The organism is Plantactinospora sp. DSM 117369 (assembly GCF_053764795.1).
This window is the reverse complement of the sequence record NZ_CM132446.1, coordinates 7,803,213-7,816,125: the sequence shown is the minus strand read 5'-3', so window position 1 is coordinate 7,816,125 and position 12,913 is coordinate 7,803,213. Positions and strand designations below refer to the sequence as shown.

10 protein-coding genes and 1 pseudogene are annotated in these 12,913 nt (G+C 72.1%); 6 read left to right on the top strand and 5 right to left on the bottom strand.

Annotated elements, in window-relative coordinates; translation table 11 throughout:
* Window position 1: 1 nt before the first annotated feature.
* Genes ACSMXO_RS33230 through ACSMXO_RS33220 form a run of 3 tightly spaced genes read right to left on the bottom strand, consistent with a single transcriptional unit; the run spans window position 2 to window position 4,201 of the window.
* Window positions 2-670, bottom strand: coding sequence for a response regulator transcription factor (locus tag ACSMXO_RS33230; RefSeq protein WP_130460771.1), 669 nt, complete (start codon window positions 668-670; stop codon window positions 2-4).
* A gap of 7 nt (window positions 671-677) precedes the next feature.
* Window positions 678-2,372, bottom strand: a complete 1,695-nt coding sequence (locus ACSMXO_RS33225) for a sensor histidine kinase (RefSeq protein WP_346257913.1) — start codon at window positions 2,370-2,372, stop codon at window positions 678-680.
* Between the two features lie 14 nt (window positions 2,373-2,386).
* Complete coding sequence (locus ACSMXO_RS33220; protein ID WP_455415119.1) at window positions 2,387-4,201, bottom strand: AMP-dependent synthetase/ligase; 1,815 nt, start codon at window positions 4,199-4,201, stop codon at window positions 2,387-2,389.
* Between the two features lie 163 nt (window positions 4,202-4,364).
* Here ACSMXO_RS33220 and ACSMXO_RS33215 point away from each other — a divergent pair, with 163 nt between their 5' ends.
* The 4 genes and pseudogenes from ACSMXO_RS33215 (at window position 4,365) to ACSMXO_RS33200 (ending at window position 7,781) form a co-directional block, all read left to right on the top strand.
* Window positions 4,365-4,820, top strand: a complete 456-nt coding sequence (locus ACSMXO_RS33215; protein WP_455415118.1) for an SRPBCC family protein — start codon at window positions 4,365-4,367, stop codon at window positions 4,818-4,820.
* Window positions 4,821-5,354: 534 nt separating this feature from the next.
* Window positions 5,355-5,957, top strand: a pseudogene (locus ACSMXO_RS33210) (hypothetical protein); the annotation flags it as partial.
* Between the two features lie 104 nt (window positions 5,958-6,061).
* Window positions 6,062-7,009, top strand: a complete 948-nt coding sequence (locus tag ACSMXO_RS33205; protein ID WP_455415117.1) for an ROK family glucokinase — start codon at window positions 6,062-6,064, stop codon at window positions 7,007-7,009.
* 46 nt (window positions 7,010-7,055) lie between these two features.
* A complete protein-coding gene (locus ACSMXO_RS33200; RefSeq protein WP_455415116.1) occupies window positions 7,056-7,781 on the top strand; it encodes an endonuclease/exonuclease/phosphatase family protein in 726 nt (241 codons plus the stop codon).
* A gap of 200 nt (window positions 7,782-7,981) precedes the next feature.
* Here ACSMXO_RS33200 and ACSMXO_RS33195 read toward each other — a convergent pair whose 3' ends face one another.
* Window positions 7,982-8,773 (bottom strand): aminoglycoside N(3)-acetyltransferase, encoded by a 792-nt coding sequence (locus ACSMXO_RS33195; RefSeq protein ID WP_455415115.1) that lies wholly within the window; start codon window positions 8,771-8,773, stop codon window positions 7,982-7,984.
* Between the two features lie 41 nt (window positions 8,774-8,814).
* Window positions 8,815-10,698, bottom strand: coding sequence for a PDR/VanB family oxidoreductase (locus ACSMXO_RS33190; protein ID WP_455415114.1), 1,884 nt, complete (start codon window positions 10,696-10,698; stop codon window positions 8,815-8,817).
* Window positions 10,699-10,908: 210 nt separating this feature from the next.
* Between ACSMXO_RS33190 and ACSMXO_RS33185 the strand changes: the two genes are divergently transcribed.
* Entirely contained in the window at window positions 10,909-12,219 is a 1,311-nt protein-coding gene (locus ACSMXO_RS33185) for a sensor histidine kinase (protein ID WP_455415113.1), read from the top strand.
* Window positions 12,207-12,875 carry a response regulator gene (locus tag ACSMXO_RS33180; RefSeq protein WP_455415112.1) on the top strand — a complete coding sequence of 223 codons (669 nt, stop codon included), beginning with the start codon at window positions 12,207-12,209 and terminating at the stop codon, window positions 12,873-12,875. The genes ACSMXO_RS33185 and ACSMXO_RS33180 overlap by 13 nt, the downstream gene beginning before the upstream one ends.
* The last annotated feature ends 38 nt before the right edge of the window (window positions 12,876-12,913 follow it).

The following is a 12,913-nucleotide window of genomic DNA, read 5'->3' as shown; positions in this document are numbered from 1 at the left end:
GTCAGAACTTCGGGGCGTCCGGTGCTTCGAGCAGGCCCAGCCGGAGCGCGGTCATCAGCGCCTGGGCTCGGTTGGCCGCGCCGAGCTTCTCGTAGAGCTTGGAGATGTGCGTCTTGGCCGTCGACTCGCTGACGAAGAGCTGCTTGGCGATGCCGGCGACGCTCATCCCGTCGGCCAGCAGGCGCAGCACCTGGCCCTCCCTGGGCGAGAGCTGCGGGCCGGACGGGGCGAGCCGGCGCTTCATCGCCTCGGCCAGGTCGGCGGCGGTGAACGCACTCGGTGAGGAGGCCGCGTGCCGGGCGGCGGCGACGACCTCGTCGGCGGGGGCGGTCTTGGGTACGAAGGCGCTCGCGCCGGCTTCGAGGGCGCCGAAGAGCTGGTCGTCGCCCGCGTACATGGTGAGCACCACGATCCCCATGGTGGCGCTGGACTTGCGCAGCGCCCGGGTCGCCTCCAGCCCGCTGCCGTCGGGAAGGCGGAGATCCATGATCACTACATCGGGTTGCAGGGCGCCGGCCTGGCGGACCCCCTCGGCGGCGGTGGCGGCCTCGCCGACGACCTCGAACTGCCGGTCCCGCTCGAACGCGTGCCGCAGGCCCTTACGGATCAGGTCATGATCGTCGACGAGCAGGACCTTGGTCCGAGTGGTCGGCGTGGGGCTGGTGGTCATGCTCGGGTTACTCCCCTTCTGATGCGGTGACGCTATCGCGCACGTTATCGCGCCGGGGCGAGGTTCCGAGCACCACTGCCACCGTCGTGCCGCTGGGGTGTCGCGGACTGATCTCTAGCCGGCCCCGGATACGTTCCGCCCTCTCCGCCATGATCGCAAGACCATACCTGCCATCGGGCCGCTGGTCAGCGATGCCCTGACCATCATCCGACACTTCAATTTGGGCGAATGGGGGGTCCACGGCACAGGTGACCCAAAGATTCGACGCTCCGGCGTGCTTGCGGGCATTGGTGATCGCCTCCTGCGCGATGCGCAGCAACTCCGCCTCGGTGGCCGCCGGCAACCGTGCGGTGGACTCGTCGAGCGTGTAATGCACCCGCAGCCCGGCGGAGGCGCCGACGGTGCGGGCGTACTCGGCGATGGCGGCGGCGAGCCCGCCGTGCCGGTCGACCTCGCTGCGCAGCTCGAACAGGCTCAGCCGCAACTCGGTGATCACCCGGGTCACCTCGCCGCGCAGCGTACGCAGCTCCTCGCCGGTCTCCTTGGCCTCCTCGGGGAGGCTGGCCAGGGCGTTGTCGATGCCGTAGCCGACCATCACCAGTTCCTGGGCCACCCCGTCGTGGATCTCCCGGGCCAGTCGCTGCCGCTCCTCGTTGGTGGCCAGCGACCGTACCTCGTCGAAGAGCAGCGCCGCCTCCAGCCGGAGCGCCGCCGGGCGGGTCAGCGCGGTCACCTGGGCCACCACCGGCGGCGGATAGGCGCCCGCGACGTCGGCCTCCAGGGTGACCAGGCCGACCGTCCGTACCCCGGCGACCAGCGGTACGACCAGCGCCGACACCTCGCCGCCGGAGTGCGAGCGGGCCTGTGACCGGTGTGCCGTCTGGGGTTGCTGACTGGCCCAGGCGTCGGCGATCGCCGAGTCGGCGTCCAGCGTCGTCTCCCAGTCGACCCGGTCCACCCCGGCCTGGGCGAGTACGACCAGCCGGCCGCCGCCACTGGCCGAGAGCACCGCCGCCCGGTCCGCCCGGGTGACCCCGCGCAACTCCTCGATGAGGTGCTCGGAGATGCTGCCCGGATCAAGGGTGGCTCCGGGTAGCTGTCGAGCGACGCTGCGCAACTGCGTCAGCAGCCGGGTCGCCTCGGTGTACGGCTGCGGCCGGGGCTCGCCGCGGGCCTGGATGATCCGTTGCAGCGAACCCGCCGCGAAGAGCCCGAGCGCGGCCAGGATCACCCACTGGGCCGCCACGGTCAGGTAGCCGACCTGGCTGATCTGCGGCCCGCCGTCGCCGGCGGTGAAGACGCCGCTGACCACCAGCGTCAGCGCGGCGACCACGATTAGCCAGATGCCCTCCCGGATCCGCCGTTGCAGGGCCGCCACGGTGAGTGGTACGGCGAGGTAGGGCAGGATCGCCGACGCGCCGACCCCGGGCATCGGGGTACCGATGTTCGCCGCCGCGGCGACCTGGCCGGCGGCCAGCCCCACCAGGACGACCTCGGCGAACCGGCCCAGCGGGGCCAGCACCCGGTGCCGGGGGGCGACCACCGCCGGGATGCCGGCGACGGCGAGCAGGGCGACCCAGCGGAGTTGGCCCGGCTCCCGGGTGGCGATCAGCGTGAGGACCGCGACGAGCGCGAGCATGACGACCCGCGCCGCCGCCGCGAGCGGGTGCGGACGGGGAAGACCGGAGGTCGAGGCGGGCACCTGACGGATGGTAGTCAGTTGCCGTATATCTCGGCGATTTCCGCCGAGTATGTCTGCTCCACGACGCTCCGCTTGACCTTCATCGACGGGGTCAACTCGCCGGTCGCCTCCGTGAAGTCCCGGGGCAGGATCCGGAACTCCCGGATCGATTCGGCCCGGGAGACCGCCCGGTTCGCCTCGTCCACGGCGGTCTGGATCTCGGCGCGCAGTTCCGGGTCGTCCCGGAGCTGCGCCACTCCAGTGCCGTCCGGGCGGCCGTGCTCACGCAGCCAGCCCGGCAGCGCCTCCTCGTCGACGGTGACCAGCGCGGCGACGAAGGGCCGCCGGTCGCCGACCACCATGCACTGGCTGACCAGCCGGTGCGCCCGGATCTGATCCTCCAGCACGGCCGGGGCGACGTTCTTGCCGTTCGCCGTGACGATGATCTCCTTCTTCCGCCCGGTGATGCAGAGGTAACCGTCGTTGTCGAGTTCGCCCAGGTCGCCGCTGTGGAACCAGCCGTCCGGGGTGAGTACCTCGGCGGTTGCCTCGGGGTTGTTCCAGTAGCCCTGGAAGACCACGTCACCCTTGATCAGGATCTCGTTGTCGTCGGCGATCCGGATGGTCACCCCGGGCAGCGGACGGCCGACGGTGCCGATCCGGGTGGCGCCGGGCAGGTTCACCGCCACCGCCGGGGAGGTCTCGGTCAGGCCGTACCCCTCGTAGACCAGCACCCCGACGCCCCGGAAGAAGTGCCCGAGCCGGGCGCCGAGCGGGGCGCCGCCGGAGATCGCGTTCTGGCAGCGCCCGCCGAGCGCGGCCCGGAGCTTGCGGTAGACCAGCCGGTCGAAGACCCGGTGCCGCAGCCGCAGGCCCAGGCCCGGTCCGGACGGGGTGTCCAGGGCCTGGCTGTACGCGATAGCCACCTGTTCGGCGCTGGCGAAGATCTTGCCCTTGCCCTCGTCGGTCGCCTTCTGCACCGCGCCGGTGTAGACCTTCTCGAAGACCCGCGGCACCGAGAGCACGAAGCTGGGCTTGAACTCCTTCAGCTCGTCGACCAGGTTTTTCACGTCGGCGCTGTGCGCCACGGTCGCCCGGGCCCGGACCGTGCCGATCTGGATCAGCCGGGCGAACGAGTGGGCCAGCGGCAGGAAGAGCAGTGTCGAGGCGCCCTCGTTGAAGAGGTTCGGCAGGACCGGGATGGCGTTGCAGATGTCGGAGAGCAGATTCCGGTGGGTCAGTACGCAGCCCTTGGGGCGTCCGGTGGTGCCACTGGTGTAGATGATGGTGGCGAGGTCGGCCGCGTTGACCGCCTGACGCCGCACGTCCACCTCGGCCGGGTCGATCCGCGCGCCGAGCGCCACCAGTTCGTCGATGCCGCCGACCTCGATCTGCCAGACCTGCTCCAGCTTCGGCAGTCGGTCCCGGACCCCGGCCAGCGCCATCGCGTGTCCGTTGGTCTCCAGCACGCAGGCGACCGCCCCGGAGTCGGAGAGGATCCAGGCGATCTGCTCCGGGCTGGAGGTCTCGTAGATCGGCACGGTCACCCCGCCGGCCGCCCAGATCGCGTAGTCGATCAGGGTCCACTCGTACCGGGTGCGACTCATCAGGCCGACCCGGTCACCCGGGTTGATCCCGGCGGCGATCAGTCCGCGGGCCAGCGTGACCACCTCGTCGCGGAACTGTCGGCAGGTCACGTCGGTCCAGCCGTCCTGCCGGCCGGCGGCGTCGACGGCCCGCCGGACGAACTGCACGCTGTCGGGGGTCTCCTCGGCGTTGTCCCAGACCGGGTCGGTGAGGTTGGCCGCGTCCCCGACCGTGACCGCTGGGGGAACCGAGAACTCGCGCACGTGCACTCCCTCGTGCTCGTATCGACCCGGCCAGCTCGGCCGGTCGGACTACCCGCAACCTACCTTCGACCGAACGGGACCGCCCGGCCAGGTGGGTCGAGTGGGCATGAATGGGTCGAGGTGCTCAGCCGGAGTCACCCCGCTGCGAGGTAGCCTGCCGGGCATGGCGGATTCCTCCACCCAGTCCATCGTCATCGCCGCACCGCCGTCTGAGGTGACAGCGGTGATCTGCGACTTCCCGCGCTATCCGGAGTGGGCCGACGCGGTCAAGCGGGTCGAGGTGGTCGAGGAGTACGAGGACGGCTACCCGGCCCGGGTCCGGTTCGTGCTGGACGCCTCGGTGATGACCGACGAGTACACCCTGGCGTACGAGTACGCCGAGGACATCTCGCGGATCGAGTGGCACCTGGTGGAGCCCTCGCGGATGCAGAAGGTCCAGAACGGGTCGTACGACATCGAGGACAACGGGGACGGCACCTCGACGGTGACCTACACCCTGGAGGTCGAGCTGTCGGTCGGCATGCTGGGGATGTTCCGGCGCAAGGCCGAGAAGATGATCATGGACGCCGCGCTGACGCAGCTCAAGCGGCGGGTGGAAACTCTTGACGGAACGCGGTGACGGTCCGGGCGGGACGGCCGTCCGGAGTGCGGTGACCGCACCGGGCGGGATGCCGGGCTCACCCGGAGCGAGGCGGGCGCAGAGGAGCCGATCATGGGAGACAGTGGTTCGTACGGAGGAGCGCCCGATCCGGGTTCCGCCCGGGAGGAGGCCGAGCGGCTGGTCGCCGCCGCGCTCGCGATGGCCCGGTCGGCCGCGTCGGATGCCCGGGACCGGGCGGGTGCCTTCGGCCCGCTCGGCCAGGTGATCTCCGAGGTACTGGACCAGACCGGAGTGGTGCCCCGACCGAGCCGGCCGGGAGCGGCCACCCCGGGTACGCCGCCTACCGACGACACCGCGCCGCGTACCCAGGACGGGCCGCCGCCGGCCGACCACCCGGGGCCGCCGCCCGCCGACCACCCGGGGCCGCCGCCCGCCGACCACCCGGGGCCGCCGCCCGCCGACCACCCGGGGCCGCCGGTCGGCGACCACCCGGGGCCGCCCGTCGGCGAGGGGCCGGCGCAGCCGGACGGAGCCGGGGCCGGAGCGTCGTTCGGGGCCGGTTTCGCCACTGGTGATCCCGAATGTTGTGTCTGCCCGGTCTGCCGGTCGATCGCCGCACTCCGCGATCCGAGTCCGGAACTCGCCGAGCGGCTGGCCACCGGGGCCGGTGACTTCGCGGCCGGCGTGGCCAGTCTGCTGCGCGCCCTCTCCTCGGTCACCGACCCCGCCGGGCGCCGCACCGGTGCGGCCCGTACCGCCGGCCCGGCGACCGGCGACGGCGTGACCGGGGACAACTGGGCAGCCGCCACCCGGACGGCTCCCACCAGCCCCTCCGACCCGCGCGGGACCCGGTCGGCCGACGTACCGGGCCCGTGGCGCGACACCGTGTGGCGCGAAGCGACCAGTACCAGGCATGATTCGTGGCCGGCGGGCGAGCAGGACGACGTCTGGGCGGCCGCCACCCGTGCCGAGGCCGGAACCCGGGAGACCGGGACGACCACCGGTCCGGACCGGGCGACCCCGGCCGGGGCGGAACAGGCCCGGCCCGCCGCGTCACCGGCCACCGGACGACCACCGGTACCCGCGTCGCGGACCCCGGAGGGACCGGTCGCCACCGGTTCCGGCGAGCACGCCGCGCCCGGCGAGGACGGCTGACCGCCGGGACGGGTCCGCCGGTCGCCGGGTGGGACCGGCACGGTACGGCGGCAGTGGCGGGACAGTGACCGCGAGGGTGCGGTGTGGCAGAGGGGAGCGGCTCGGTGACGCTGACCATCGGAGTCGACGTCGGGGGTACCAAGGTGGCCGCCGGGGTCGTCGACGTCGACGGTGAGGTGCGGGCGCGGATACGCCGGGACACTCCCGCCGAGGACGTGGCCGGGACCCGCGACGTGATCGTCGAGGTCGTCAAGGAGTTGGCGGCCGAGCACGAGGTGGACGCCGTCGGGATCGGCGCCGCCGGCTGGATCGACGCCGACCGGTCGACGGTGCTGTTCGCCCCGAACATCGCCTGGCGGGACGAACCGCTGCGCGACTTCGTCGGCAACGCCGTCGGGCTGCCGGTGATCGTGGAGAACGACGCCAACGTCGCCGCCTGGGCCGAGTTCCGGTACGGTGCGGCCCGGGACGCCGACGACTCGATGGTGCTGTTCACCATCGGTACCGGCGTGGGCGGCGGCATCGTGCTCGGGGGAGAGCTGCTGCGCGGCGCGCACGGCATCGCCGCCGAACTCGGGCACATGCTCTCGGTACCGGACGGGCACGTCTGCGGCTGCGGCCGGCTCGGCTGCATCGAGCAGTACGCCAGCGGCAACGCCCTGGTCAGGTTCGCCCGGGCCGGTGCCCGGCAGGAGCCGGCCCGGGCCACCATCCTGCTCGACCTGGCCGGCGGCGACGTCGACGCGATCAGCGGCCCGATGGTGACCGCCGCCGCCCGCTCCGGCGACCCGGTCTCCGGCACCGCCTTCGCGCAGATCGGGCACTGGCTCGGCATCGGGCTGGCCGACATGGCGCAGATCCTCGATCCTCAGGTGCTGGTGGTCGGGGGCGGTGTGGTGGAGGCCGGTGACCTGCTGATGGGCCCGACCCGACGGTCCTTCATGGACGCTCTCGCCGCGCGTGCCAAGATTCCGGTGGCCGAGATCCGCCCCGCCGAGCTGGGCAACTCGGCCGGCATGGTCGGCGCCGCCGACCTGGCCCGGCGCCGCTAGCCGGGCCGGCACGCGGCCCGGGCAACAGCAGAGCAAGGGGTACGGCGTGGGTCAGCAGCAGGCATCCGGCGCGGAGGCATCACCGGTGCGCCTTCGGGTGCTCTCCTACAACGTGCACGGCCAGCGCGACGACGTCGACGCGCTGGCCGAGGCGGTCCGGGCGATGGAGCCGGACGTGGTGATCGTGCAGGAGGCGCCACGCCGGTTCCGCTGGCGGCACAAGTGCGCGGCCCTGGCCGACCGGCTCGGTCTGGTGGTCGCGGGCGGCGGCCTGCCGGCCCTGGGCAACCTGCTGCTGACCAGCCTCCGGGTCCGGGTCTACCAGAGCTGGTGCCGGCAGTTTCCGCTGACGCCGGGCCGGCACATGCGCGGCGCGGTCTTCGCCGAGTGCGGGATCGGGGCCTCCCGGTTCACCCTGGCCGGCTCGCACCTCTCCACCGACCCGACCGAGCGCCCCGGTCAGGCGATGCTCTTCAAGCAGGAACTGGCCGCGACGCGGCTGCCGGTGGTGGTCGGGGCGGACCTGAACGAGAACTCGGGCGGCGGCGCCTGGCGTACCGTGGCCGACGGACTGACCGACGCGGCCGTGGTGGCCGGCGGCGAGTCCCGGTTCACCTACCCCTGCCGGCAACCGCGCGACCGGATCGACGCGCTCTTCGTCGACCCCCGGATCAGCGTGCTCGGCTACGACGTGGTGGACACCGAGCAGACCCGGCGGGCCAGCGACCACTTCCCGATCCGCGCCGACCTGCTGCTGCCGGCAGCCGGCTGAATCCGTTCCTCCTCCCTCGCCGACGTCCGAATCCCGCCCCTCCGCGTGTCTGCATTCCTCAGACAGCGGCGCACCGAGCTGTCGACCGGCCGGAGGGCCGCTTGGCGGTACACGCGGTGGCGCAGGACGCGAGCGGAGTCTCCACACTGCTGCCCCGGTCTCCCCGCTCGCGTGGCCCCGGTCTCCCCGCTCGGGCTGCCCTATCGGACGCGATTGACAGCCATCCAGCCGGTCGCGAAATCGACCAGGGCAGGCTGCGGCATCAGCCGGGCGCTGGCTTCGCCAACCTGACCGACGACTACGCCCCCGGTGGCCTCGAAGTCCGCTCCCAGCCGTTCGAAGTCACTCTCATCGACAACGACGTCAACCCATGTTGTCCATTGGCTTGTGCCGTCTGCCTGCTGGATCCGCGAGCCCGTGACCGCACGCGGTGGGGACACCTGTCGGTACTCCGCGAGGTGCAGTGAGGTGTTGGAGCCGTGGCCACAGCCGAGCAGCAGCACCTTGCCGTTGAGCCGGTAGACCGCAGCTACCGGTGAGGTCTCGCCCAACGCATCATCGAGCGGATGCACACCTACGACGTCCGCGGCGTTCATGCCCAGCGCGGCGAACGACACCTGCGGGTGGTGGCTGCGCAAGGCACCCGGCCAGGTGCGGACCGCCTCGGCGAGGGCACCCATCCACCAGCTCGGCGTACGCAACGGGTCAAAGCCCGGAGCCTGCTCGCGGATCACCGGCCACCATGCCTCGGGAACGGGCGGATTCTGCCAGCCGGCCGGATCCGTGTTCCCGGGCGTGTGGGTCGGCACGACCAGAGTGCCTTCGGGACCGAGCACATCCAGCATCGCCTGCACCACCGCCTGGGGGCCGCCGACAACGAATCCGAGACTCCGATACGACGAGTGCACAAGCAGGACGTCGCCCGAAGCGACCCCGATGGTGCGCAAGTCGGACACCAGAGACTGGATCGTGTGAGGTGCCAGCTGGTCCACCCGGCGCAGTGTATGCGGATTCTGAGCCGGCAAGCCACGCGTCAGAGGTCCAGAACCAGCCGCGGCGTGTGTGACCGGGAAACACACGGATAGATGATGTCCCGGCCGTCGCGGTGCCGCGCTGTCGGGATGTCGTCGCGGTGGTCGGGGAGCCCATCGAGTACGACGATTCCGCAGCTGCCGCACAGCCCGTTCTCGCAGGAGGCCGGCGCCTCGGGCCTGACCTCGCGGATGGAGTCGAGCAGGCTGCGGCTCGCCGGCACCCGGAGCAGTTGCCCGGTGCGGGCCAGCTCAGCTTGGAACGGCCGGTTGTCGGCGTCGTCCCGGTGCGTGGCGGTGAACCGTTCGACGTGCCGCCGCTCGGTCGGGGTGAGCCGCTCGACCGCCGCGATCAGCTCGGTCGGCCCGCAGCAGTAGACCTCGGCGTCAGGGGGTGCGGTGCGCAGCAGTTGACGCAGGTCGGGTCGGCCGTCGATGTCCGTGGCGAAGATGTCCACCCGGTTGCTGTCGAGCCTGCCCACCTCGTCCAGGAAGGGCATCCGTGCCGTCGAGCGTCCCAGGTAGACCAGTCGCCATGGGCGGCCTTCGGCCGTCGCCTGTCGCACCATCGGCAGGATCGGGGTGATGCCGATCCCACCGGCGATGAACAGGTACCCGCGCGCGGGGACCAGCGGGAAGTGATTCCGCGGGCCGCGTAGCCGGACCCGCTGGCCGTACCGGAGCTGGTGCACCTCGGCCGAGCCACCGCGACCGGCGGGATCCCGCCGTACCGCGATCCGGTAGCCGCTGCGGTCGGCCGGATCGCCGCAGAGCGAGTACTGGCGGACCAGGCCGGAGGGGAGTACCAGGTCGACGTGCGCACCCGGGGTCCAGGGCGGCAGCAGGCTACCCGGCTCGGCGGACAGCGTCACCGCGACCACGTCGCGGGCGACCGGCCGGATGTCGCGTACCACGGCCACCGGGCCGGCCACCGGGCTGACCTGGGCCCCGCCCTCCGAGCCCGTGGCGGCGCGGTGCCGGCGGCGGCCGTACCGGGTCGGGCCGCCGGGCTTGTAGACCGACAGCAGCGTCGCGACCACCCCGACCAGCGGCCCCAGCGGCGTCAGCAGCGCCAGCAGCAGCCCGGCCTCGGCCCGGATCTCGGCCACCGGCCGACCCGCCTCGGTCAGTTCGTGCGCACGCAGCGCCAGGTCCTGAAGGATCGCGCTGCCGATCAGCATGATCCCGAGCATCAGCACGAGCTTCGTCGCCACCCACCGGCGCCGCCACAGCCCCCACGGGGTGCCGGCGGCCAGCGCGACCCCGGTCAGCAGCGCGAGTTGGTGGGCCGGGCCGAGGAACGTCTCGTCGACCAGCAGCATCATCGTGTACGCCGAGCGTAGGTAGTCCAGATCATCAGCACCGGCGGCGGCGATGGCCATCGTCGCCATCACGCCGATCACGCCCAGCCAGCCGACAGCGCTCGTGATGTGCGTGGCCAGCAGCGCCCTGCGTACCCGGGGCGAGACGAGCCGCCGCCGGTCCCGGGTCACCCGCAGGTAGGCGTTGGCCGCCGGCAGGAAGATCAGGACCACGGCGACCGCCAGCGCGGCCAGGCTCATCCAGTCGAACACCATTGCCAGCGGCTGCCGGTCACCCGGACTGCCGATCATGCCGGGCAACCGGAACACCAGGGTGTTCGCGACCAGCGCGGTCAGGGTGACCCGACCCCACTGCCGGCCCTGCCGGGTCATGGCGGCGAGGAACAGCAGCATCGCGGTCATTTCGACCGGCCAGAAGATCCGGTACGCCGGAGCGCCACTGCTCAGTTCGACAATCAGGTTGAGCAGCATCAACCCGGCCGCCACGGCGGTGGCGACATGAGCGGCGACGATGACGCGGGGTGCCGCTAGCTCTGGTTGCAGGGATACCGCTGATTGGCTCATCACAAGATCTCCGTGCGGGAGGGTTGGACGGGACGGGGCGGGAAACCGCCTCGGGGCAAGCGTGTCGAGAACGACCCGTCCTGACTGCCAAGCCACCATGCGAGATGACGGTGGTGGTAGCACCCCCCGACACCGGCCGGTTGCCTTCATGCCGGCCACGCCCGGCCCGCCGTACGCTGGCCCATCGACCGCGGCGGCCGGAGGAGGGTGATGACGGAGCAGGTGACGACGTGGCGACCACGGCTGCGCCGGGAATTGACGTCGCTCATCTCCACCGACACCTGGCGACGCACGCTGCATCTGGTGGTGGTGACGCCGTGGGCGGTGGCGATGGCTGTGCTCACCGTCGTCGGGCTCGCGTTTTCCATGGCGCTGCTGCCCGTCCTGCTGTCCGGTGTGCCGATCTTTCTCGGCTACGCGACGCTGCTCCGCTGGTGCGCCCGGCTGGAGGCGCGCTGGTGCCGCCTGGTGCTCGGCGAACGGGTGCCGGTCGCCCTGCAAGCCCCACCCGGGGTCAGTTGGGCGAAGCGGGCCGGGAACCTGCTGCTCGACCCGACTCTGTGGCGGGTCCTGGCGTACCAGCTCCTCCGCTTGCCGCTGGCCCTCAGCACGGCGCTGCTGACGGTGATCACCTGGGGCGGCGGGGGTTGGCTACTGATCGCCGCCACGTACCCGCCGGCCTGGCCGTTCGCCGATACCCCGCTCCCCGACGGCAGCCTCGGGCATGCCCTGCTGTACGGGCCGTTGCGGCCCGTCACCGCCGCGCTGCTGGTCACCGGCGGGCTGGCGTTGCTGATCGCCGCCCCGACCGTGGTACGGATCCTCACCCTGGTGCACCTCTCCCTCGCCAAGGCTCTGCTCGGGTGGGCGTCAACCCGCCAACTCCGGGCCCAGGTGATCGAGGTCGAGCGCCGCCGCTCCGAGGTCATCCGGGCCGCCGAGGCCGAACGCCAGCGCATAGAACGCGACCTGCACGACGGCGCGCAGCAACGACTCATCCACCTGGTCATGACCCTCGGCATGGTCCGCCACCAGTTCGCCGACGACCCGGCCGGCGCCGCGCCCCTGCTCGCCACCGCCCATCAGGAGGCCAAACAGGCGATTGTCGAGTTGCGCGACCTTACCCGGGGGCTGCACCCGCCGGTGCTCGTCGACCGGGGCCTGGACGCCGCGCTGTCCGCCCTGGCCGCCCGGTCACCGGTCCCGGTCAGCATCGAGGTACGCCTCGACCGCCGCCCGCCGCGGCTCATCGAATCCATCGCCTACTTCATGGTCGCCGAGGCACTGTCCAACACGGCCAAGCACGCCCGGGCGAGCCGGGCCCAGGTCGAACTGTCGGCGCGCCACGACGCGCTCCTGATCCGGATCACCGACGACGGGATCGGCGGTGCGGAGATGTCGAGCGGATCCGGCTTGGCCGGACTCGCCGACCGGGCGCGCGGTGTCGACGGCGACCTCACCGTGCACAGCCCGCCCGGTGGACCGACCGTACTCACCGTGGAACTGCCATGCGAGTGGTGATCGCCGAGGACGCGGCGCTGCTGCGCCAGGGCCTCACCCTGCTGCTCGGCAGCAACGGACACGAGGTCGTCGAGGCGGTGGCCGACGCGGAACAACTGCTGCGGGCAGTCGCCGAGCACCGTCCCGACCTCGCGCTGCTCGACGTACGGATGCCGCCCACCCACACCGACGAAGGGCTCCGGGCCGCGCTTGTCATCCGGCGCCAGCATCCCGACACCGCGGTCCTGGTGCTGTCCCAGTACGTCGAGGAGCGCTACGCCGGCGACCTGCTCAGCGGCAACCTCGACGGGGTCGGCTACCTGCTGAAGGACCGGGTCGGCGAGGTCGGCGAGTTCCTCGACGCGCTGGCCCGGGTCGGTGCCGGCGGTACCGTCTTCGACCCCGAGGTCGTCCGCCAGATCCTCTCCCGCACCCGCCAGGACACCCCGCTGCGCAGGCTCGCCCCACGCGAGTTGGAGGTACTCCAACTCATGGCCGAGGGCAGGTCCAACGCCGGCATCGGCAAGGAACTGGTGATCACCGAACGGTCGGTAGAAAAGCACATCAACAGCATCTTCAGTAAATTGGACCTGCCGGTCACGACCGGCGACAACCGGCGCGTGATCGCCGTGCTGCGCTATCTCGACAGCGGCATCCGCCGACCTCATACAGCCTGACGCCCTGCGGCCCGGTGTCCACCCGGCAGGCGACGCCG